Source organism: Salinisphaera sp. C84B14 (assembly GCF_040361435.1).
Lineage (GTDB): Bacteria > Pseudomonadota > Gammaproteobacteria > Nevskiales > Salinisphaeraceae > Salinisphaera.
This window is the reverse complement of sequence record NZ_APNL01000007.1, coordinates 13,653-35,331: the sequence shown is the minus strand read 5'-3', so window position 1 is coordinate 35,331 and position 21,679 is coordinate 13,653. Positions and strand designations below refer to the sequence as shown.

The window sequence follows — 21,679 nt, the reverse complement described above, 5'->3', positions numbered from 1 at the left end:
AGAAGTCGGCCAAAGTGTGAGCTACTTCCCGTAAATCGGTTCGATACCTCAAAACGGCTACCCGTTTTTATATATTCGCAGGTTTTGGCCTACTTATGAGTAACTCTAAGGTTAAGAATAAGCTAGATTATATTAAAAAGGTCGGTCGGGGTGCGGCTGAAGAATTGTGCGCTCACGCTGGGCTGTTGTGGCGCGCAAGTATGGTGCTATTCGGGTTAAGTCTGCTTGCGTATTCTCAGCTAGCGCCGGTGCTTTTAGAGAGTGAGTTCCAAGACCGGCGGTTACAATATGAGTTTGACCAATATAGCCAGAAAAGAATCAGCGACATAGAAGACTGCGATAAAGCTGAAGTTAAAGACAGCTATAATCTGGCGAAACCTGAGTTAGTTAAACGCTGCAGACTTGCAAACTATAAAAGGTCTGCTACCCAATCGTTATTGGGTGCACTTGTCGAATTCACTAAGTGCGCGATGATGCTTGGTGGAATTCTGCTTATATTAAGCTGTGTGGGCTATTTTGAGCGGTTTGAGCGAAAACACCTTAAGGGAAGTGAAAGCGGTTAAAGTTTGGGGTCCGCGACCATCCCCGGTTTTAGTAGCATTTCGGTTCCAAATGGGGCCAGGTTTGAGAAATTTTTGTAATCCGGCGATCTGGGGAGAGTATATTTAATTCGCGCGTAGGCCCAGTGGATTCAGATCCCAAACGCAGCACTCGTCGAAAGATGAGATATCGCAAAGCGTTTGGTCAAGTTGGCGTTGTCGAGATCATCGACATGCGGCGCCCTGGCCCAATGAACAGTCTGATTCGTCCGTAGTATCGTGAACCCGAGGCCAAGGGTTTGATTCGAATTGTTGGGGGCCCCATGGACGATCAGCCTGATCGCTTGCTTAAGGCGTATTTCGGTTACGACCGCTTTCAACCCGGCCAGCGTGAAGTGATAGAGCACTTGTTGGCTGGCCGTTCCGCGGCGGCGGTATTCCCCACGGGTGGCGGTAAATCGCTGTGCTATCAACTGCCCGCGTTGGCGTTGCCGGGTATCACGTTGGTGGTATCGCCGTTGATCGCGTTGATGAAGGATCAGATCGATGCGTTGACCGCCCGTGGCATCGCCGCGCAGCGGCTGGATTCGAGCCTCGACGCCGAGGGTTACCGTACCGTGATGGATCGTCTGCGTTCAGGCGAACTGCGTCTTTTGTATGTGGCGCCGGAGCGTTTCAACAACGAACGTTTTCGGCAAACGCTGAGTCAATTGCGGGTATCGCTATTTGCGGTGGACGAGGCGCATTGCATCTCGGAATGGGGGCACAATTTTCGCCCCGACTATCTCAAGCTGGTCGGTTTCGCCGAGGCGGCCAAGGCCGAGCGCCTGTTGGCGCTGACCGCGACCGCCACCCCGGCCGTGCTGGACGACATTTGCCGGGTACTCGATATCGGCGCCGACTGTGCCGTGCGTACGGCTTTCTATCGTCCCAACCTGACGCTGCTGTTCGCGCCGACCACGGTGGACCAGCGTGACCATGATCTGCTTGCACGTCTGAACGAGCGGCCGGCGGGGCCGACGATCGTTTATGTGACTCTTCAACGTACGGCCGAGCAGGTGGCGCAACAGCTGGCCGATGCGGGCCATCCGGCACGGGCCTACCACGCCGGCATGGACAGCGATAAGCGCAGCGTGGTGCAGGAATGGTTCGTGCGTTCGAGCGACGGCATTGTGGTGGCGACGATCGCGTTCGGCATGGGTATCGACAAGGCCGACATCCGCTACGTCTATCACTACAACTTGCCCAAGAGCCTGGAAAACTACGCCCAGGAGATCGGCCGAGCCGGGCGCGACGGCAAGAATGCCGTGTGCGAGATGCTGGCTTGCGCCGACGACCAGAACACGCTGGAAAATTTCGTTTACGGCGATACGCCCACGGCGGCGGCGATCGATTCGTTCCTGCACGACCTATTCGCGCAGGAAGACGAATTCGACATCAGCCTATCGGCGCTGGCCCGCGCGCATGACCTGCGCGAGTTGGTCGCACGCACGCTGCTGACCTATCTGGAATTGCAGGAATACCTGAAGGGCGGCACGCCTTTTTATGCCAGTTACCGATTCCGTCCGAAGATGGCGTCGCAGGACATACTGGCCCGGTTCCAGGGACAACGCCGACAGTTCCTGGCCGAGTTGCTAGGCCGGGCGCACAAGGCCCGCACCTGGTTCGATCTGGATGTGGATAGTGCGGTCGCCGAGATGCGGCAGCCGCGCGAGCGCATCGTCGCGGCGCTGGATTATCTGGGCGAGCAGGACATGCTGGAAGTCAACGCGGCCGGCGTGCGTCATCGCTACCGGATTCTGCAGCGCCCCGACAGCGTGAAGACATTGGCCGCCACACTCTACGAGCACGCGCTGCGCCGCGAGGAGAGCGAGTTGGCACGGCTGCAGCAGGTGCTTGCGCTGATCGAAGCGGACGGCTGCCAAGTCGCGGCCCTGAGTGCGCACTTCGGCGAACAGCGCGAACCCTGCGGCCACTGCGCCTGGTGCTTGAATGACGGCAAACCGGTGCGCATTCCGGCCCGTCGCAACATCGAGATCGATCCGGCCGTTTGGGCCGAGGCGATGACGCTGCGTCAACAAAACCCGAAAGTATTGGGTCCGGCACGTGTCGTCGCACGTTTTTTGTGTGGCGTTTCATCGCCTTCGCTATCCAAGGCGAAACTCACCGGTCACGCCCTGTTTGGCCGCCTGGCGCATGTGCCGTTCGCGGCAGTGGAAAAGCACGCTAAGGATGCCGCCCCGGCGCAGGTATAAACAAGAACAATAGCGGGGAGGCCACTATTTAGTCGTGATGTTTGCCGTCGATCTACCGGCTATGAAGATGCCCTACTCGCCGCCCGCATTCTCGACGAAATCTTGTCGGCACTTCTGCTCGATCTGATGCGTTATGCGTTTTATAGCCGCGCGGGGCGTCAGGGAACAGTATATTTAATTCCGAAGCGATATAGCCGGCGACCATTCGCCAGACGCCAACTCGGCTCACGTCAGTGCAATGACGATGGCGTAGGCGACAGCGTTTGAAAAGCCCTGCGTCGCTTGGAGCAACACGCTAAGTCGGGCCTTGTAATGTGCAAGGCGCCGCGGGTGCGGCGCCTCATCTTTTGTACAAGCGAATTGGCTTGGCCAGGGGCGGGCGGTTGGTTGGAGACCGGTACGTGTTCGATTAGCCGGGGCGGCCGAGGCGGCGGGTCAATTCGCGACCGCCTGTTGATCGGCGAAGTCGCGGTAGGAATGCAGCGGCCGGCCCAGCAGGGTGGTGAGTCGCTCGACGTCGCCGGCATCCGGGGCCATGCCGTCGCTGACATAGCGCTCGGCCATGAGGCGCATTTCGTAGGCCATCCATTTCGGCATGACGTGGGCCATGTTTTGCTCGAAGGCGGTCGGGTCGTCGCCGCCGTAGGCGATGGAACGGCCGAGCACGTCGGACCAGATCGCGGCGATGTCCGTGCCGGTGAGCGTATCGGGGCCGACCAGGTTGATGGCATCGCTCGTCAGTGTGGCCGGGGCCTGGTCGCGACGGATCAGCTTGAGGGCGGCGACTTCGGCGATATCGCGCACGTCGATCATGGCAACGCCCTTGCTGCCGATCGGCATCGGGTAGACGCCGTGCTCGCGGATGACATCCATGACCATGATTTCGTTATCGATGAAATAGGCAGGGCGCAGAATCGTGGCGCTGAAGCCCATCTGCTCGATCATGCGTTCGGCGCCGGATTTGACCGCGAAGTGGGGCACGTTCGCGAAACGCTCGGCGTGAATCACCGACAGATACACAACCCGCTGGACGCCGGCCTCGTGGGCGATATTGAGCGCGATCAGCGCCTGGGTGAATTCGTCGCCGGCCACCGCGTTCAGCAGGAACAAGGTGGTTACGCCGGTGAAGGCCTGGCGTAGTGCGTCGAGATCGAGCATCTCGCCCTGCACGACGTCGACGCCGGCCGGGAATGTGGCTTTCGACGGGTCGCGCACGAGAACGCGGACATCGGCCTGACGTGCAACGAGTTGGTCGACAACCTGACGGCCGACTCGGCCGGTAGCGCCTGTAACAAGGATGGTCATTTGAATCTCTCCGAGGTGTGTTGAGGAACGATTTGAAGTCTACTGGCTCAATTTCGTAGCGATAGACGCTATATTTGGACGGTCTGTCTCACTGGTGGAACACATGAATCTGCTCGCGCTTGCCGACTTCAATCTGGTGGCCCGACACGGCGGGTTCGGCAAGGCGGCACGCGCTGCGTCGCGGCCGAAAGCCACGCTGTCGCGGCGGGTCGCGGAGCTGGAAGCCAGCCTCGATCTGCGTCTGTTCGAACGCGGCGGCCACCGCCTGAAGCTGACCGAGGAAGGCCAGGCGCTCTATGAAAGAACGGGCGCGCTGCTGGCCGATCTGGAAGAAAGCACGGCCGAGATCAGCGCTGGCGGGCAGCGCCCGCGCGGGCGGCTACGCATCAGCGCGCCGCTGCTTTTCTCGCATGTCGCGCTCGGCAGACTCGCTGCCGAGTTCGCGCTCAAGTACCCCGAGGTACGGGTAGAGGTCACCACCGAGGATCGGCCGGTTCATATGGTCGAAGAAACCTACGACCTGGTGATTCGGGTGAATCCGGCGCCGCAGGAAAGCCTGGTCGGCCGCGTGTTCATGCGCGACCGGCTGGTGGTGGTGGCAAGCCCGTCGGTGCCCCGGCCTGCCGGCGACGACGCGGTGCCGGCGGTGGTACGCGGTCAGGAAGACATGCGCGATAGCTGGGACGTGACGACCACGACCGGCCCAGCATCTATCGCGGTTCAGCCGGTTATTCGTCTGTCGTCGATGCTGATGGTTCGGGATGCGGTGCGCGCGGGTGCCGGGGTGGCGTGTCTGCCGCTGTCGCTGGCCAGCCGGGACGTGGCCGACGGGCGATTGCTGCAGTGGGGCACGCTGGACGCGCCGGAGATCGCGCTCTGGACGTTGTATCCGTCGCGCCGTTTTCTGAGCGCGCGCGTGTCCGCGTTCGTGGCGCATCTGAAAGAGGCGTTCCCGAACGGTACGCCGGATGAGCTTGCGGCGTATATCGATCCATGAGCTGCCCCTGCTTGCCGCGCAGATTGTCGTGCGCGTCGGTGCCCGGCGCTTTCACGACGTGACCGACAAGTCACGGGTGGCTGTTGGGCAAAAGACGGGGCGCCGCGGGCTAAGCCGACTTGCTTAGCCCGCCTGTTCCGTTACGGGTTACGCGGTCCGGTTGGCCCGTAGTCGAAGTCCGCGACGGCCGGGCCGAAGGTCTTCAAGCCGGCCGGTGCGTCCTTCGGGTCGAGCTTGAGGATTAGAAACGCGCCTTGGTCGGAGGATTCGATTTTCGTGAGCGCGTCTTCGAGTTCGCCGTGGGTGGCGGCGTGGTACGAAACCATGTTCGCGTTGGCGTTGAACGCCTGCGGCAGGCGGGCGTAGTCCCAGGCGGCGATGTCGTTATAGGCGCGATCCATGCCGAGGATGTAGCGTTCGATGGTGTAGCCGTCGTTGTCGATCAGCACGATGATCGGGCGCTGGTCGTAGCGCAGGATCGACGACAGCTCCTGTGCGGTGAGCTGGAACGAGCCGTCGCCGATGAACAGCAGGTGCCGGCGCTCGGGCGCGGCGAGCAGGCTGCCGAACAGGGCGGGCAGCGTGTAGCCGATCGCGCCCCAGATGTTGGATGCCACGTAGGCGGTGTCTGCCGGCAGACGCTGGGCGGACAGGCCGATATTCGACGTGCCGGCTTCGGCGATCACGACATCGTCGGCGCGCAGGAACCGGGCCATGCGGGGCCAGAGTCGTGCGTGGGTCAGCGCGTCGCCGGACGCGCCCGGGTCTTGCTCGGCCGGCGCGGGCTTTGTCGTGTTGGCAACGGTCGCTGCGGCGTTACGCTGCGGCAGTGCCTCCACCAGGCGGTCGAGCAGTTCGGCGCCGACCACGCCCTCGTAGTAGTCCGGGCCGACCGTGACGCGGTGGTTGCGCACGTCCACGACCGATTCGAAGGGCAGCTGGGCGGTGAAGTTGCCCGAATTGCTTTCGATGAAGCGCGGCGACGTGATGACGAGAAAGTCTGCCGATTCGACGCGCTCACGTACGTCGGCGCTTGAGGCCGCGCCGGCATAAGTGCCCAGAAACAGCGGATCGTTCTCGTCGAGCAGCGCTTTGGCGGTGGGCAGCTGGGCATAGGGGATGCCGGCGCCATGGGCGAGTGCACGCAGGCCGTCGACCAAACCGTGGCGGTCGGCGTCCATATCGAGGAGGATCGCCGGCCGGGTGGCCGATGCGAGTTTGTCCTGCACGTGGGCGAGCGCGGCCTGGAGGCGTTCGGCGTCGCTGGGCGGCATGCGAACGTCGAACGGCGTATCCGGCGCTTCGATGCGCAGATGCGACACGTCGGAGGGTACCTGAACATGAACCGGGCGTTGCTTGCGCAGGCACAGGTGTAGGGCGCGATCGATCTCCTCGACGGCGTTGGTGGAGTCGATATGCACCGCGGTTGCCGTGAACGGCGCCATGCTCAGCAGCATGTTGTCGAAGTCGCCGTCGGCCAGCGAATGGTGAAGGCGGAATCGGTTCTGGGTTGCAAATAGCGGCGGGGCGCCGCCAATCGAAAAGATCGGCAGATGTTCGGAGTTCGCCCCCGCGATACCGCATAGCGCGCTGAGCTCGCCCACGCCGTAGGTGGTCAGCAGCGCGCCGATGCCGCGTCGCCGGGCATAGCCGTCTGCCGCATAGGCCGCATTGAGTTCATTGCAGGCGCCGACAAATCGAATGCCGTCCATGGCCTCGATCTGTTCCAGCAGGTTCAGGTTGAAGTCACCCGGCACGCCGATTACGTCGCTCACTCCGGCCTGGCGTAGCCGTGTAAACAGAAACTCTCCCACCGTGGTCTGCATCTCTCGCTCCTTTGTTTTTATCAGCGCCCCCAGTCGCATGCGTAGAGGCTGCACCATTGTAGAGCGGTGAGGCCAGGCGGTGTTCGGGGAGGCAAGGTTGGGGCGCAGCGGGCGCGTGGCAGCAGGTTGGTGGCGGCGCCGCTATTTTTCGCCAGGGTTGGGCTCTGTCGGCCTCCGGCGATTGACGCAACCCATGCCGGCTCGCCTGCCGGCTGATCGTAACTGACAGCTACGATCAGCCGGCACCGCGCTTGCTGGTCGACCAAGGCATGCTTGTAGGCCAACCATCGGCCGACCGGATAACCCGCGGATAAGGCCGCGTCTTTTCACGCTGGCGACGCTTGCAACGCGCTTGCTGATTGATGCAGCAGGCCGCCTTATTCGACCTGAGTCGTTGCTCTGAAACCTATTGATTCGCTCGGACGAGTCAAATGGTTAGGTATCCGGCCACCGAAACGCGCTACCGGAACGCATGGCCCGGTCGCGCCCGGTACTGCAGGCTGGCCTGGATGACGCTACTGCTAGCCCATCCGCACCACATGCCCGGCACGGGCGGAACCGCCGTGATCCACCAGCTCGCGTATCACGCCGGCGGCGCCGTCGAGCCCGTGATGCACTTCCACCTGCATCCATGGATCTTGGGCATCGCTCACCCGTTCGAGAAACGAACGCTCGGCCTGGGCATAGCGGGCATAGAGTGTCTCCGAGCCCCAGTCGCCAATACGCTTGCGGATCTGGTTCGGCGCAAAGAATAGCGTTGGACGGGGCTCGAGCTGATCGCTGACCGCGTCGGTATCCGTGGTGGACGCCGAGCCTACCGACGCGTGGTGTACGAGTTGGTTGCCGAGATGGCTATGGACTGCTTCGGCCAGCGCGCCGCGACCGGAAAAATCGATATACACGCCAGGCGTTGTCGAGTCGATCTTGTCGACCTCGTCGTACGTCAAAACCTGGTCGTAGAGGCCAAGGCTTTCCACGGTGGCGTGATTGGATGGCGAGGTCAGCCCGATCAGGCGCACGCCGGCCTGCTGCAACGCGAAGGCGCAGCCGTAGGCGGTCTTGCTCGATGCGCTGGACAGGATGAGCTGGGCGGCGCCGAAATGGGCGTTGTCGATGAGAAAATCGGCCAACATCCAGGAGGTAAAGAACAGCGGCCGCATCAGCATCTGGTGGTCGGCCAGGTCCGGCGCATACCCCAACGCTTCGGTGGCGCGGCTGTACTGGTTGTACGGTGTGGGCAGCGACTGGCGATGGGGCGAGCCGTCTACGAAGCCGCGCTGGGTCACGTGAACCGGCTGTACGATCAGCTCGTCGGCCATCGGGAAATAGCCGTACAGGCGCGTGCCTTCGGTGAGCCCTTCAACACGACTTTCGCTGACCGTGGCAAAGCCCCAGACCGGCATCATGCCGTAGCCGTCGTCTTCGCAGGGGAAGAAATTCCAATAGCGCATGGCATCGCCATAGGCCGCATAGGTGATGTTGTTGGCGGTCAGAGCGAAGGTTTCGATCGCGAGAGCGGCCTCGCCTTCGGCCAACGGACGATGGCGAGGAACGTCCTGTTTTACAGTTCGTCCAAGATCCGTCTTGTCGGTCATCAACTGTGTGATCGTGTCCGTCATGGCCCCTGCTTGCCGGCGCGTCCGGCGACTGAAATAAACTGGCGATCATGCTAGCAGCGGCTTGTTGCACGGGGGTTCGGTTTTACCATGCAGTCGTCTCGACAAGGCTCAGGCCTGCCCAGGCCGCGAAAAAAGCCCACTCAGCCTCGGGCCGTATTCACCGTGCAGGCCATTTACGACGGTTTTGTTCGGATTTGGCGGCGCGACGGGCCAGCGGCGACCACAACCCGCGCCATCGCTGCAGAAACGGGGTACAGCGTCGGCACCATTTACGATTACTTCCCCAACCGCACCGCGCTGCTCGCCGGCTACTACGAGCACTGTATCGACCGGCTCTGCGATCAGCTTGTCGCGACTGATACGGCCAATGCCCACCGGCCGTGGCGGGCCCGGCTGACGCTGCTCGTGCAACAGCTTTACGGACACAGTCCGAATAGTCCGTACTTCGATCGGGAAATGCTGGCGCGGGAATCGCTGGTCGCCAATGCCGGACGCCAGCAACACGCCTTCGAACGATGCAGCGGCTGCGTCTATCCCCTCGTCAACGCCTGGCCGGATTTGCCCGGCCCGGTGCCAAAGCGCACGATCGACACCCTCGTGCAAACGGTGTGGGGCAGCATGCGATATGCCCATGTTCTCGACCGCGATCCGGTAACGGCCCAAGCACATATCGAGGATTTGAGCCTCATGGCCCGGGCGCTGCTGCTGAGCGTGGCGGATGATTAGTCGATACTAAGAAGCGCTTGTTGCGCGTGCGGGGCGTAGGCGTCTACGCGACAAATCCTCTTGCGGGCACGACGAGCGAGGATCGGATTCGCGAGGGCGGAGATGCCAGAAGGCGCGCGCCTGGCCAGCGACTGGGCCAAAACGTCCACGGCTGGCTGTCCTCAGATAATCCCTTGCCAGGAGAGGGTCATCATCAACGCAAGCGCCATCGCGCCGAGGATTGCGTTGGCCATGTACAACGGTCGGGCCTTGCCATGGAGCGATATATACGTGCCCAGAATAACCAGAAGCGCCACGCCATAGGCCATCAACATGGCAACGACCGTACCCGTGCCGCCCGAGCCTTCGAACTGTTGCTGTGGCCCGGCGGACTCGGCGATGCCGAATAGCAGGGCCGGTATGCCCGCTGCGGGGAAGGCGAGCAGGAAATAGACCAGAACAGCCACGGGGCCGGGGCGTTTGGTGTTGGTTTCGCGGCTCATGGCACCCGTGTTTTCAGTCGGTTGGGGCGCAAAATTCAGCATGCGTCCTGCAGCAAGGCTCGCTCAATTCCTGAACGGCCGGGTTGCTGACGGCGAGGGGTGGATTCAAGCGTCGTAGCTGCCCGCCGATAGGCCCTTGCGGTTCCATGTCTTAAATAAGGAGAACTATGGACGCGTCAAGTGTGAGTTCGACCGTCGCAACCGCGATGGCGTTACAGCAACACAACCAAAGCCAGGATGCTCAGGCGAGTCTGTTAAAAGACACGCTCGACAGCCAGGCCGCACAGATGCAGCAGTTGATGTCTTCTGTGTCGCCGCAACAGGCTTTGGCCACCACCGGTACCGTGGGCACGCAGATCAATACGTTTGTCTGACGGATATCGGGCCCCGATTCGTTAGGGGTGGAACGGTCGCAGCACATCGGTGCTGGGGCCGTTTTTTATTGCCTCATCCGGGCGGTGGTTTCTCCGAGCGGCCGCCGAATCACGCCATATTCGCGCCTGCCCAAACCACGATAGATCGACGTATTGCCCTGGTCGACAGGTCGGTTTCGGTGCGTTTGCGGGCGTGGCCAATCGTCAAATCGTTTAACATCGGCCCCACGCCAATGCCGCGCTATGCCGGCTAGCCCGATCAATCAGAAGGAATGTGTTGTATGAGCGCTACGATCCACACCGTTGCCGTCGAGAAAACCAGCGGCGATCTGGCCCGCGAGCAGCAGCTGGCCTGGAAGCTGGCCGAGCTGGCCACGCGGGCGAAGGACGCCCCGCAGGACGACGAAGCCGTGGCGATGGCCAAGAACCGCATCATCGACAACGCCGCGATCGCACTCGGTGCCGCCAACGAGCGCGCGGTCAAGGTGGCACGCTCCGACGCGATGAGTGCCAAGGGCGCCGGCAAGGCGACCGTCTGGGGTCTGACGGATACGTTCGGCCCCGTGCCGGCGGCCTTTGCCAACGCCGTGGCCGTACGGTTTCTCGATAACGACGACTGCTATCTGGCGGCCGAGTATTCGCATCCGGACGACAACATCTCGCCGATTATTGCCGTGGGCCAGCATCTGGGCGTGAGCGGTGCGGACATTCTGCGTGGCATCGTGGTGGCCTATGAAGTGCACGTGGCGCTGGTGGGCACGGGCGACGGCACCGGCATCTGCCTGCACAAGCACAAGGTCGACCATATGACCCATATCGCGGCCGGCACCGCGGCCGGTATTTCGTCCATGCTGGGGCTCACCACCGAGCAGACCTATCACGCGATCAACTTCGCCGTGCATAACGCCATTTCCTCGCGCCAGTCGCGCAAGGGCGATATCGGTGCCCAGAAGGAATTCGTGCCGGGCTTTTCGGCCGAGATTTCTATCAAGGCCGTCAACCACGCCATGCACGGACTCAAGGGCCCGAACCCGGTCTATGAAGGCGTGGATTCGATCATCCGTCGCTTCCTGAACGGCCGCGATGACGAAAACGCGGTCTACAAGGTCGAGCTGGCCGAGCCGGGCGTCGATGCGCTGCGCAACATCATGAAGACCTATCCGAAGCAGTACGCCTTCGAATATCAGGGCCAGGCGATTATCGATCTGGCGCTGCAACTGCGCGAACAGCTGCCCAGGAAGGGCGACGATGTCGATCTCGACAAGATCGAAAAGATTGTGCTGGAAACCAGCCATCACACCCACCACGTGATCGGCACCGACGCCCAGGACCCGCAGAAGATCGACCCGGATTCGCCGCGTGGCACGCTGGACCACAGCATCATGTTCGCCATCGCGCGCTGCATTCAGGCTGGCGAGTTTCACAAGGATCGCGCCTACCAGATGACGCGGGGCGAAAAAGACGAACTGCGCGCCATCATGGCCCGTATCGAAACGCAGTTCGATCAGCGCTGGGAAGACCTCTACCACGACCAGGACCCGAACGTGCAGGCCTACGGCGGACGCATGATCATCACCCTGGCCGACGGCAGCGAAGTGGCCGACGAGAAGACCCGTGCCAACGCCCACCCCGGCGGCGACACGCCCTGGCAGCGCCCGGACTACGAAGCCAAGCTGGCCGACTACACCAAGGATCTGGTGTCGGACGGCGAACGCGCCCGCTTCATCGAGGCGGTGAACGGCATGGATTCGATCAGCGGCGACGAACTGGCCACGATCAACCTCGTGGTGGACGCCGGCACGCTGGAAACGCCGGATACGCAGGGTATTTACTAAGCGCTTTTCGCCGCTTAGAGAGTCCGCGTAATAACGGCCCCGACGCTTCTGGCGTCGGGGCCGTTTTCATATGGCCTGCGAAAACTTCCCCGGTGCGGGGTCGATGGCCAGCGTCGCGCGACAGGCCGGAAACCTGCTGCAGCCATGAAAGGCCTGACCGGCGTTCGCGCCCTTGCGGGCAATACGTTCGACCATGGGCGCCTGGCAGCGTGGGCATGCGGGCGCTGGCTGTGGCGCCAGGGTGAACGTGTTGGCGCCCGAACGCGCGGCGATGGCGTCGCGTTCGGCAATGGCACGACTCGCATCCACCAGCTCGATATTGCGGCCGGTCGCGAACTCTCGGGCCGCGCTCGTAAACTCGCCCACGCCCACCACGAAGCCGCCGGTCGCGCCCTCGGCGACCATCACGCCATAGAGTTCACGCACGACCGCCACGCCGATACGGCTGGCCCGCCAGTGCTTGCACTGGACGAAGAATCGCTCGCCGTCGCGTTTGAGGATCAGATCGATGCCGCCATCGGGACCGGCAGGCGTCGCGGCGACGCGATAGCCCTGTTCTTCAAACCAGGCATGAATGCATTGCTCGAACTGCAGCCAGCGCATTTGCAGAATCGGCGCGGCATCCTCGACGGCACGGGCGCTTGCCAGGAGCTGCCGACGACGACGCTTTCCCAGCAGCGACATGAGTGCGGCCAGAAGCAGAATCGTGGGCGCGATGTACTGGCCGAACAGGCCGGCGGTGCGTATCAGCTGGGCGATGAATACATCGCTGATTTCGGCCGCACTGGTTGCCTGCGGAATGGGCCAATCCACGAGGGCCGCAAAGCCGACGTAGGCGATGGGCGCCAGCGCCAGACAGAGGGCCCAGGGCAGTTTCGCGAATAGTTCGACCCAGCGTTCGAAATCGGATTTTCTTCTACGTCTTGCCACCCATCGCCCCCGGCGTAAGTCTCGGCGCTCGCCGATCGCGGTGTGTCGTCAGAAATGTTGTATCGACCAATTGTTGGCTGGCTTCAGCCGGGGTGGGCGCTGGCCGGAGTGCAAGCACGGGATTGCGAACGCCATAATGTTCGGCTTGGTGCGATCAATAACTTGGAGGAAACGATGTTCATCAACGGCGAATGGCTCGACGGCCGGCCTACGTTTGCAGTGACCAACCCCGCCACGGGCGAGACGATCGATACGGTGCCCGACTGCAACGAAGCCGATATCGACGCCGCGATTGCGGCAGCCCATACGGCATTCGCCGACTGGCGGGGCACCACCGCCTATCACCGCGCGCAGCTGTTGTATCGCGCCTGGGAGCTGATGACCGAGCGCAAGCGCGAGCTGGCGGAACTGATGACCCGCGAGCAGGGCAAGCCGCTCAAGGCCTCGCTGGCGGAAGTCGGCTACGGTGCGGATTTTCTGCTCTGGTTCGCGGAAGAGGCCAAGCGGGTCTATGGCCAGCTGGTGCCCTCGGCGCGCGAAAACCAGCGCTTCATGGTGCGTCGCGATCCGGTGGGCGTGGTCGGCGCGATTACGCCCTGGAACTATCCCATCTCCATGATCACGCGCAAGCTCGGCCCCGCGCTCGCCGCGGGTTGTACCGTGGTACTCAAGCCGGCCGAGAGCACGCCGCTGTGTGCGAAGGCCATGTTCGAAATTTTCGAGGCGGCAGGCTTTCCCAAAGGCGTGGTCAATCTGCTGACCGTGTTCGACCCGACCGCCACCGGGCAGGCGTTTTGCAGCGACGCGCGCGTGCGCAAGCTCACCTTCACCGGCTCCACCGCGGTGGGGCGCAAGCTCAACGCCGAGGCCGCGCTGCATCTCAAACGTGTGTCCATGGAGCTGGGTGGCCACGCGCCGGCGCTGGTCTTCCCCGATGCCGACCCGGTACATGCGGCCAAGGGGCTGTCGCTGGTGAAGTTTCTCAATATGGGCCAGACCTGTATCAGCCCCAACCGTATCTATGTGCATGAAGATCACTGCGAGGCGTTTCTGGGTGAGCTGACCCGCCGCGTGGCCCGTCTGCGGGTGGGCAACGGCATGGAGGAGGGCATTGGTATAGGCCCGCTGATCAACGAAGCCGCCGTCGACAAGGTAGACGCCCAGGTACAGGACGCCGTCGCTCAGGGCGCCCAGGTGGCGCACGGCGGCGTGCGCATGCGCGAAGGCGCGCTCGCGCAGGGGCATTTCTATGCGCCGACGATCGTCTCCGGCGTGACGCCGAAGATGCGTATCTATCGCGAAGAAACCTTCGGCCCGGTGGCGCCGGTAATCACCTATCGTGACGAGGACGACCTGATCGCGCTGGCCAACGATACCGAGTACGGCCTGGCCGCCTATGTGTACAGCGATCGGCTCGACACCTGCATGCGCGCCTTCGAGGGCCTGGATTTCGGCATCATCGGCATCAACGATATCAACCCGACGAGCGCGGCCGCGCCCTTCGGCGGCATGAAGGCCAGCGGCATGGGGCGCGAGGGCGCCCAGGAAGGCATCGCCGAATATCTGGAAACCAAAACCGCCGGCATGGTCGTCTGAGCATCGGTTCTCTACGCCGGACGCGGCGCGGCGTGTTGTTCGGCCGGGCTGCAGCGGGTCGGCCCGGCGCGCGCCCGATAGGGCGTACGGCCGTTCGGACCGTGCTTTCGGTGGGTGGGCGGGTCGCGTACGCTGCGCCGCCCTTACAACCGATAGTTCGGTGAACGATATGGCGTATGAATGGTTTTTGGCCTCACCGCAGGCGCTGCTGGGTGTGCTTGTCACTACCCTGGCGATGTATGCCGCCGTGCTGGTGTTTGTCCGCGCGGCCGGCGTGCGCAGTTTTGCCGAGATGTCGGCGTTCGATGTGGCGATCGTGGTCGCGATCGGCTCGACGATTGCGACCACCATCGTCGCCGAGTCGCCCTCGCTGATGGCGGGTGGGTTCGCCTTGTTGCTGCTTTACGGCTGTCAGCTCGTGGTGTCGCGCTGGCGCTCGCGCAAGGCGTCGGTCGAAAGAGCGGTGGACAACCGGCCGATACGGCTCATGGGCGAGGGCGGTCGCATGCTGGCCGAGAATATGCGCGTGGCGCGGGTCACCGAAGACGACCTGCGCCGGATCGTGCGCAGCGCCAACATCGTGGACTACACCACGATCCAGGCGGTGGTCATGGAAGGCACCGGCAGCGTGAACGTACTGCATGGTCATTCCGAAGCGCTTGCCGACAGCGCCTGGGTGCTGGAGAACGTACGGGATTATTCGGCGTAATTTCGGTGTGGGCTCGAAGGCGTGGCGAAACCGAAGTAATAGAACTCGGCGCCGCTTCTCAGGCCGTGGCCGCGAACGGTCGCGGCCTTGCCAATAGACCCAGATACTTGCCCAAGCGCCTGTTTTAGCTGCGGTGCATACAACCGTGGTATTTAAAGGTCGTGTATCGGTGCTATTTGCGGCTTAAAGGCTGTTTGGCAGGGGTCGATACTGCTTAATGCGCAGTTGGGGAGATAGGGCTAGAGGAACACAGATGACAGAAGAGGCAACGAGGCTGGAGCGTGCCTTGGCGGCGGATGGTTTGCTCAAGGCAGTTGCGATCGCGCCGGGCCTGGTCGCCGAATACGAACGTTACGTCGAACCGCAGAAGCGCCAGATTCTGGTCGCTGCGGTTATGTTGGGTATTTTCAACTACACCGCTTTCGCGCTGCTCGACTGGTGGGTCCTGACCGATATCATCGGGCTGGTGTGGTTCATGCGGCTGTGTGTCTGCCTGCCGATCGGCTGCCTTGGGCTGTATCTGGTCAGCCGCCCGAATATTCCGCTGGTATGGCAACAACTGCTGTCCTGCGTGCTGTGCTGGGGCGGGATCGCCATTTTGTCGGGCCTGATTCTGCTTTCCGACCGGGCGGAGTCACAGGGTTATCTGCTCGGTAACTACGCGCTCATTTTCTTTGCGTTGACGCTCATGGCGCTGCCATTTCGGATGGCACTGGGGCTTACCGTGGCCACCTTCGCGCTGCTGGCGGCCACCGTTCTGCTCGGGCCCGGCATCGCGCCCGCGTTCAAGATGCCTTATCTGGCGACCGGCGTGGTTCTTCTCATCCCTGCGGTGTATGCCAACTGGTCGACCGAGAACGAGCGCCGGCGTCATTTCCTGCTGGTGACGCGCGAAAGAATTCGGCAAAGACAGCTTTCGGAGCAGCGCGATATTCTCGACCGGCTGGCAGCGATCGATCCGTTGACCGGTCTGTCCAACCGGCGCGGGCTGGATATCGCACTGGCCAAGGATATCGAACAGGCTGGCAGCGAGGCATGGGTGGTGCTGGCCATGCTCGATATCGACAGCTTCAAACCGTACAACGACAACTATGGGCATCCGGCAGGCGACGAGGCGCTCAAGCTCGTCGCCAAGGCGTTGGATTATGCGCTGGATGGACGCACGCGCCTGGCTCGTATCGGCGGCGAGGAATTCGTGGCCGTGCGCGTGGCAAGGGAATCGACGGATATCGCGCTGTTCGCGGAACAGTTTCGTGCCGCCGTTGAACGCCTGGCGCTGCCCCATGGCTACAGCGTGACCACGGACGTGGTGACCGTGAGCGTGGGCGCCAGCGCCGGCGTACTGGATGAAGACGGCAGTTTGAAAACGCTGTTTACGATTGCGGACCGCGCCTTGTACGAGGCCAAGACGCAGGGCCGTAATCGGGTGGTCGTATTCGAGCCGCTTGCAGCTTGCGCACGCCAGCAAACGAACACGGAAGCTGTATAACCCGCCCCGGAAAGAGGCCGATTCGCGATCGCCGGCGAGCCGCAGCCCGGACGCTTATCGGCGGCGCGAAAAGTTTGTTCGCGCCGGCGCAAATAGGACTACACTCGATCCAACGGGCGCAAGCGCGCCGTCCATAGCGGCGGCTGAGCGCGCCCGTCCACGCGGGGTTGCGTTTCCCCACCCAGGCGGTCGGCGGGAACACAGTCCAGCGCCATTGCCATCGAATGAACAGCCAGGAGCAGTCATCATGAGTAAGGGAATGGATCGCAAGAAGCAGGGCAAGAAAGCGCCTACGCGAACCTTGAAGGAAAAGCGTGCCGAAAAGGCCGCAAAGTCTCAGGACAAGAAATTCTTGTAGAACCGGCTTCGGCCCGGCGTAAGCCTTGGAGAGGCCGGCATTAGCCGGTATGCAACGTCAGTCCGGTGCGCCGGACTGGCGTCTTTCTGGGTGGAACCGGGTTGCCCATTTCGCTTTCGGCACCAAGGCGCAGGCTCTACGCGCGTGCCGACCAGCGGCGCGCCGTGGCAGGCGATGATTCGCTTTATTACTTCGAATCGATTCGCCGCGATCTGATCGGCATCGCTTGGTAACCGCGCGTCTCGTGCCTGGCCCGGTGTGATCACGCGTACGGGTACGATGCATTACATATAGGGGTCATATTCGGCTGCTAGCGTTCCAGGCTCTGAAAGCAGGGGGCGCCATGAAAAGCCGATCGATTCGTACCGGATTTGTCCTGTTCTCGCTGTTGCTTGCGGTCGCGCCTGGCGCGGGCGCTGCGGACTACGGCTGGAACTACCCGGCGCCGATCAAGACGCCGAGTGCGGCAGCCGACAACGGCAAGACCGTGCTGTTCGACGTCTCCCACGGGGGCACGCAAGGCAACGCCGACTGGGTGCTCGACGGCGCCTTTTCGGACTTTGCGGATGCGCTTGTCGCACGCGGCTATACCGTAGGCGAATACCGCGGCGTCGATAAGAACGACAACGGCATCATCGACTTCGTCGATGACTACAGCGACCCGAGCCAGTCGGCGACCGACGCCAACGAAGCCGTCATTACCTATGCCGGCATTCGCCAGGCCAGCGTGCTGGTACTCGCCGAAAGCAATCGCCCCTTCACCCGCGCCGAACAGGATGCGCTCGAACGCTTCCTGGCCGAAGGCGGCGGGCTCTATTTCATCGCCGACCATTACAACGCCGATCGCAACCTGAATACCTGGGACGCCACCGAGGTGTTCAACGGCTACAACCGCTCGGATCGCACCGTCTATAACAAAGGCGGTGCCTACGGCGATCTGCGCAACCCGGGTACGGCGGATGCCGGCTGGCTGGCCGAGACCTTCGGCGTGCGTTATCGCTTCAACGGCATCGACTGGAAATCGGGTGTGAGCGGCATCGAAGACCCGGCTTCGGTCGAGGGGCTGACCGACAGGGTGGCGCCGATCCTCATGGCCGGCGGGGCCACGCTGGCGATCGTCGACCCCAATCGGGCCAAGGGGCTGGTGTATTTCTCGCCCAGCGACAGCCCCGAGAAGTGGGGGCCGGCAGTCGATCGCGGCGTGTATTTCGGCGGCCGCGCGGAAGGCCCCTATGTGGCGATCGCCAAGGCCGGCGCCGGCAAGGCCGCCTTCATCGGCGACTCCAGCCCGATCGAGGACGACACGCCGCGCTATCGTCGCGAAGAGAACGGCGGCGACAAGAGCACCTATCCCGGCTGGACCGATAGCGGCAATGCCGCGCGGCTGTCGACACAGATCGTCGACTGGCTGGCCACGCCGGAAAGCTATACGCAGTTTGCCAGCGCTGCGCATCCGGCCGGCGAAGCGACGCCCACGCCGATGGCGGACGTGGAAAAGTCCGACCCCGACAACGGCGCGCCCTGGCGTCAGCCCGATAGTGGCTACGATCCGTTCGATCCGGCCACCTTTGCCAACGGCGCCTACGGGGCCCCGCAGCCGGTGGGCGGCGCTACGTCGTCGCCCGATGCGGGTACCGGGGACGACGTATCGGTAAGCCAGGCACTGGCCGCTAACGAAGGCACTACGCTGACCGCCATCGGGCGCATCACGAGAGCCGTCAATGACCAGTACGCCCTTGAACTGGCGGACCTGAACGACGACTCGGCCACGATCTACGTCAAGCTCGAAGCCGGCGATCGTGAGCGTTTCAGCCCGGAGAACGACCCGTCGCTGGTCGGAAAGACCCTGCGCGTAACCGGCACCCGCGATACCTATATCGACGGGCCGAGCCTGGAATCGACGCGCGATCTTGAAATCGTCGACGCCTCGGCCGGCAACGACGCCGGCGACTGCGGTGACGACAACGGCGTATCAGTGGCCACGGCCCGTGCGGCCTCCAACGGTACCTCGCTGGACGTGGTGGGCCGGGTGATCGAAGGCGTGAACGACCCCTACGCGCTACGCCTGGGCGACCTGGCAGCCAGCGCCACCATCGTGGTCAAGCTCGAATCCGGCCAGCGCGGCATGTACAGCCCGGCCAACAACCCCGGCATCGTCGACGAGACCGTCTCCGTTCGCGGCGGTATGCGCGACGAATATGCCGGCGAGGCCAGCATCGAGTCGGTGGATTCGCTCGCGATCGTGCAGTGCGACGGTTGATAAACCCTTCGTTCTTACCTTTTCACATCATTCTGCGGTTTACATCATGACTTCGATTCAACGTATGCCCTTGCTGTCGAAACGCATGCTCGTTTTTGGCGCGCTCGCGCTGGGCGTCGTCCTCAGCGGCTGTAGCGACGACAACGACGACGATACGGTGGCGCGCGATAACGCCGGCTCGGATGCGAGCCCCGCGCAGACGGCCACGGTGGATTTCCGGGTGATGGAAACCACCGATATCCACGCCAACGTCAACGACTACAACTACTACAACGACACGCCGGACCCGGGCATCGGCCTGGTGCGTACCGCCACGCTCGTTCATCAAGCCCGCGAGGAAATGAATGTCACCGGCAACACCATGCTGGTGGACAACGGCGATCTCATCCAGGGCAGCCCGATGGGCGACTGGCGTGCCGCCGAGGGGCTGGCCAAGGGTGAGGTACACCCCGTCTATACGGCCATGAATACGCTCAACTATGTCGTGGCCAACTACGGCAACCACGAGTTCAACTACGGGCTGGACTATCTGGCCAACGCCGTCGATGACGCCAACTTCGGCTATATCAGCGCCAACATCTTCAAGGACGATGGCGACGATAATCCCGACAACGACGTGCCGTACTTCGAGCCTTACAAGCTGGTCACCCAGTCGCTGACCGACCGCGATGGTCGCCAGCACGAGATCACGGTCGGCTTTATCGGCTTCGTGCCGCCGCAGATCATGCAGTGGGATCGCTCCAATCTGGAAGGCACTGTCGTCACCAAGGACATCAAGGCCATGGCCGAGCGCTATGTGCCCGAGATGAAAGAGAAGGGCGCCGATCTGGTGGTGGCGATCGCCCATTCCGGCGTGAATACCGAAGACTACGACCCGGCCAAGCGCGCCGAGAACAGCAGCTGGTATCTCGCCGATGTGCCCGGTATCGACGCCATCCTCATGGGCCATGCCCATCTGGTGTTCCCCGGCCCGGCGTTTGCCGATACGCCGGATGTCGATCTCGAGCGGGGCGCGATCAAGGGCGTACCCGCGGTCATGCCCGGCTTCTGGGGTGATCATCTGGGCATCGTGGACTTCACGCTCAACTACGACCCCGAAACCGAAACCTGGCGCGTCGCCGAAGCCAAGGCCACTGCGCGTCCGATCTTTGCCGACGGCAAGTCGCTGGTGGAAGCCGACGGCACCATCAAGGCGCTCATCGCCAGCGACGACCAGGCCACCCGCGACTACATGAGCCAGCCGCTGGGCAGATCCACCGACGATATTTTCAGCTTCCTGGCGCTGGTCAAGGACGATCCATCGGTTCAGATCGTGGCCGATTCCCAGAAGGCCTACGTGGAAAATCTGATCAAGGGCGACGTCAACCTGCAGGATCTGCCGGTTCTGTCGGCCGCCGCGCCGTTCAAGGCCTGCGATCGCAACGGCGTCTGTGCCAACGAAAGCGACTTCACCACCGTGCCCGAGGGTGAACTGACCCTGCGCAACGCCGCGGATCTGTATCTCTACCCGAATACGCTGGTCGCGGTGAAGGTCACCGGCCGCGAACTCAAGGGCTGGCTGGAATGCTCGGCGTCGCAGTTCTTCCAGATCGACCCTGAGTCAAGTGAGCCGCAGCCCCTGGTCAACTACACCGGCTTTCCCACCTACAACTTCGACGTGATCGACGGCGTGAGCTATCAGATCGACGTCACCCAGCCGCCGCGCTTTGACCGTAGCTGCCAGGTGGTGAACGCCGACGCCAATCGTATCCGCAACCTGAGCTATGACGGCCAGGCGGTGCGTGATGATCAGGAATTCATCGTGGCCACCAACAACTATCGCGCCAACGGCGGCCAGTTCCCGGGCACCGGCCCCGATCACATCTTGTTCAACTCGCCCGACGCCAATCGCACGATTCTGGCCGACTATATTCGCGATAATACGCCGGTCACGCCCACGGCCGACGGCAACTGGCGGTTTGCGCCCATCCAGAGCGGCGTGGATCTCACGCTGACCTTCCGGGTGCCCAACACCGACCGCGCCCGCAACTTCGTCGAGGAGCAGTCCATGGCCAGCGACGCCTTCGACGCGCGTTTCATACGCGTGAACGACAACGACGAGCGGGTCTACGAACTGAACCTGCAATAAGCCAATTCGGCCAACTCGGGCCCGCTGTCTGAACGGTTTCAGGCAGCGGGCTTTTTGTTTGCGAACGCCCGGTGGTTTTTTTCGCACAGCCACGAGTTCGAGGGCAGCGGGTCGCGTCGCCCGGGTTGGCAAGGCCTGTTACCAAGCCAGGCTGGAGCCGCGTGCTCTGCGCTTTGACCGATGACTCACTCGACCATCGGTTTACGCACCGCCCGCGCTGAGCGCCCGGCAGACCAGCCGCCGACTGTGCG

Annotated in this window: 16 protein-coding genes; 11 read left to right on the top strand and 5 right to left on the bottom strand. The window is 62.7% G+C overall.

Annotated elements, in window-relative coordinates:
* Positions 1–95: 95 nt before the first annotated feature.
* Positions 96–563, top strand: a complete 468-nt coding sequence (locus C84B14_RS07600; protein WP_353223069.1) for a hypothetical protein — start codon at positions 96–98, stop codon at positions 561–563.
* A 299-nt stretch (positions 564–862) separates the two neighbouring features.
* Positions 863–2,794 (top strand): RecQ family ATP-dependent DNA helicase, encoded by a 1,932-nt coding sequence (locus C84B14_RS07595; RefSeq protein ID WP_353223068.1) that lies wholly within the window; start codon positions 863–865, stop codon positions 2,792–2,794.
* Between the two features lie 435 nt (positions 2,795–3,229).
* Here C84B14_RS07595 and C84B14_RS07590 read toward each other — a convergent pair whose 3' ends face one another.
* Positions 3,230–4,099 (bottom strand): SDR family oxidoreductase, encoded by an 870-nt coding sequence (locus C84B14_RS07590; protein ID WP_353223067.1) that lies wholly within the window; start codon positions 4,097–4,099, stop codon positions 3,230–3,232.
* Between the two features lie 103 nt (positions 4,100–4,202).
* Here C84B14_RS07590 and C84B14_RS07585 point away from each other — a divergent pair, with 103 nt between their 5' ends.
* Positions 4,203–5,096, top strand: coding sequence for a LysR family transcriptional regulator (locus C84B14_RS07585; RefSeq protein ID WP_353223065.1), 894 nt, complete (start codon positions 4,203–4,205; stop codon positions 5,094–5,096).
* A gap of 140 nt (positions 5,097–5,236) precedes the next feature.
* Here the strand turns inward: C84B14_RS07585 and C84B14_RS07580 are convergent, their stop codons facing one another.
* Both C84B14_RS07580 and C84B14_RS07575 read right to left on the bottom strand, forming a co-directional pair.
* A complete protein-coding gene (locus C84B14_RS07580) occupies positions 5,237–6,922 on the bottom strand; it encodes an alpha-keto acid decarboxylase family protein (protein WP_353223063.1) in 1,686 nt (561 codons plus the stop codon).
* 521 nt (positions 6,923–7,443) lie between these two features.
* Complete coding sequence (locus C84B14_RS07575) at positions 7,444–8,541, bottom strand: DUF2855 family protein (RefSeq protein ID WP_353223061.1); 1,098 nt, start codon at positions 8,539–8,541, stop codon at positions 7,444–7,446.
* Positions 8,542–8,703: 162 nt separating this feature from the next.
* Here C84B14_RS07575 and C84B14_RS07570 point away from each other — a divergent pair, with 162 nt between their 5' ends.
* The gene (locus C84B14_RS07570; RefSeq protein WP_353223059.1) at positions 8,704–9,267 is read left to right on the top strand and encodes a TetR/AcrR family transcriptional regulator; all 564 of its coding nucleotides are present in this window, start codon (positions 8,704–8,706) and stop codon (positions 9,265–9,267) included.
* Positions 9,268–9,428: 161 nt separating this feature from the next.
* On the opposite strand, the gene C84B14_RS07565 is transcribed toward C84B14_RS07570, so the two are convergent.
* Positions 9,429–9,749 (bottom strand): hypothetical protein, encoded by a 321-nt coding sequence (locus tag C84B14_RS07565; RefSeq protein WP_353223058.1) that lies wholly within the window; start codon positions 9,747–9,749, stop codon positions 9,429–9,431.
* A 182-nt stretch (positions 9,750–9,931) separates the two neighbouring features.
* Here C84B14_RS07565 and C84B14_RS07560 point away from each other — a divergent pair, with 182 nt between their 5' ends.
* Both C84B14_RS07560 and C84B14_RS07555 read left to right on the top strand, forming a co-directional pair.
* A complete protein-coding gene (locus C84B14_RS07560) occupies positions 9,932–10,123 on the top strand; it encodes a putative motility protein (protein ID WP_353223056.1) in 192 nt (63 codons plus the stop codon).
* A 281-nt stretch (positions 10,124–10,404) separates the two neighbouring features.
* Positions 10,405–11,958, top strand: a complete 1,554-nt coding sequence (locus tag C84B14_RS07555) for an MmgE/PrpD family protein (protein WP_353223054.1) — start codon at positions 10,405–10,407, stop codon at positions 11,956–11,958.
* A gap of 66 nt (positions 11,959–12,024) precedes the next feature.
* Here the strand turns inward: C84B14_RS07555 and C84B14_RS07550 are convergent, their stop codons facing one another.
* Positions 12,025–12,888, bottom strand: coding sequence for a restriction endonuclease (locus C84B14_RS07550; protein ID WP_353223052.1), 864 nt, complete (start codon positions 12,886–12,888; stop codon positions 12,025–12,027).
* Between the two features lie 174 nt (positions 12,889–13,062).
* Between C84B14_RS07550 and C84B14_RS07545 the strand changes: the two genes are divergently transcribed.
* The 5 genes from C84B14_RS07545 (at position 13,063) to C84B14_RS07525 (ending at position 21,428) form a co-directional block, all read left to right on the top strand.
* Positions 13,063–14,484, top strand: coding sequence for an NAD-dependent succinate-semialdehyde dehydrogenase (locus C84B14_RS07545; protein WP_353223050.1), 1,422 nt, complete (start codon positions 13,063–13,065; stop codon positions 14,482–14,484).
* Between the two features lie 169 nt (positions 14,485–14,653).
* On the top strand, positions 14,654–15,193 hold the full coding sequence (locus C84B14_RS07540) for a DUF421 domain-containing protein (RefSeq protein ID WP_353223282.1): 540 nt from the start codon (positions 14,654–14,656) through the stop codon (positions 15,191–15,193).
* Positions 15,194–15,446: 253 nt separating this feature from the next.
* Positions 15,447–16,682 carry a GGDEF domain-containing protein gene (locus C84B14_RS07535; protein ID WP_353223048.1) on the top strand — a complete coding sequence of 412 codons (1,236 nt, stop codon included), beginning with the start codon at positions 15,447–15,449 and terminating at the stop codon, positions 16,680–16,682.
* 701 nt (positions 16,683–17,383) lie between these two features.
* A complete protein-coding gene (locus tag C84B14_RS07530) occupies positions 17,384–19,300 on the top strand; it encodes a hypothetical protein (RefSeq protein WP_353223046.1) in 1,917 nt (638 codons plus the stop codon).
* Positions 19,301–19,346: 46 nt separating this feature from the next.
* Positions 19,347–21,428 (top strand): bifunctional 2',3'-cyclic-nucleotide 2'-phosphodiesterase/3'-nucleotidase, encoded by a 2,082-nt coding sequence (locus C84B14_RS07525; protein ID WP_353223044.1) that lies wholly within the window; start codon positions 19,347–19,349, stop codon positions 21,426–21,428.
* The last annotated feature ends 251 nt before the right edge of the window (positions 21,429–21,679 follow it).

What these genes read in the sequence shown, in the direction of transcription:
- C84B14_RS07600 (WP_353223069.1), top strand. Translation starts at nt 96, where the DNA reads ATGAGTAACTCTAAGGTTAAGAATAAGCTAGATTATATTAAAAAGGTC.
- C84B14_RS07595 (WP_353223068.1), top strand. Translation starts at nt 863, where the DNA reads ATGGACGATCAGCCTGATCGCTTGCTTAAGGCGTATTTCGGTTACGAC.
- C84B14_RS07590 (WP_353223067.1), bottom strand. Translation starts at nt 4,099, where the DNA reads ATGACCATCCTTGTTACAGGCGCTACCGGCCGAGTCGGCCGTCAGGTT.
- C84B14_RS07585 (WP_353223065.1), top strand. Translation starts at nt 4,203, where the DNA reads ATGAATCTGCTCGCGCTTGCCGACTTCAATCTGGTGGCCCGACACGGC.
- C84B14_RS07580 (WP_353223063.1), bottom strand. Translation starts at nt 6,922, where the DNA reads ATGCAGACCACGGTGGGAGAGTTTCTGTTTACACGGCTACGCCAGGCC.
- C84B14_RS07575 (WP_353223061.1), bottom strand. Translation starts at nt 8,541, where the DNA reads ATGACGGACACGATCACACAGTTGATGACCGACAAGACGGATCTTGGA.
- C84B14_RS07565 (WP_353223058.1), bottom strand. Translation starts at nt 9,749, where the DNA reads ATGAGCCGCGAAACCAACACCAAACGCCCCGGCCCCGTGGCTGTTCTG.
- C84B14_RS07555 (WP_353223054.1), top strand. Translation starts at nt 10,405, where the DNA reads ATGAGCGCTACGATCCACACCGTTGCCGTCGAGAAAACCAGCGGCGAT.
- C84B14_RS07545 (WP_353223050.1), top strand. Translation starts at nt 13,063, where the DNA reads ATGTTCATCAACGGCGAATGGCTCGACGGCCGGCCTACGTTTGCAGTG.
- C84B14_RS07540 (WP_353223282.1), top strand. Translation starts at nt 14,654, where the DNA reads ATGGCGTATGAATGGTTTTTGGCCTCACCGCAGGCGCTGCTGGGTGTG.
- C84B14_RS07535 (WP_353223048.1), top strand. Translation starts at nt 15,447, where the DNA reads ATGACAGAAGAGGCAACGAGGCTGGAGCGTGCCTTGGCGGCGGATGGT.
- C84B14_RS07530 (WP_353223046.1), top strand. Translation starts at nt 17,384, where the DNA reads ATGAAAAGCCGATCGATTCGTACCGGATTTGTCCTGTTCTCGCTGTTG.
- C84B14_RS07525 (WP_353223044.1), top strand. Translation starts at nt 19,347, where the DNA reads ATGACTTCGATTCAACGTATGCCCTTGCTGTCGAAACGCATGCTCGTT.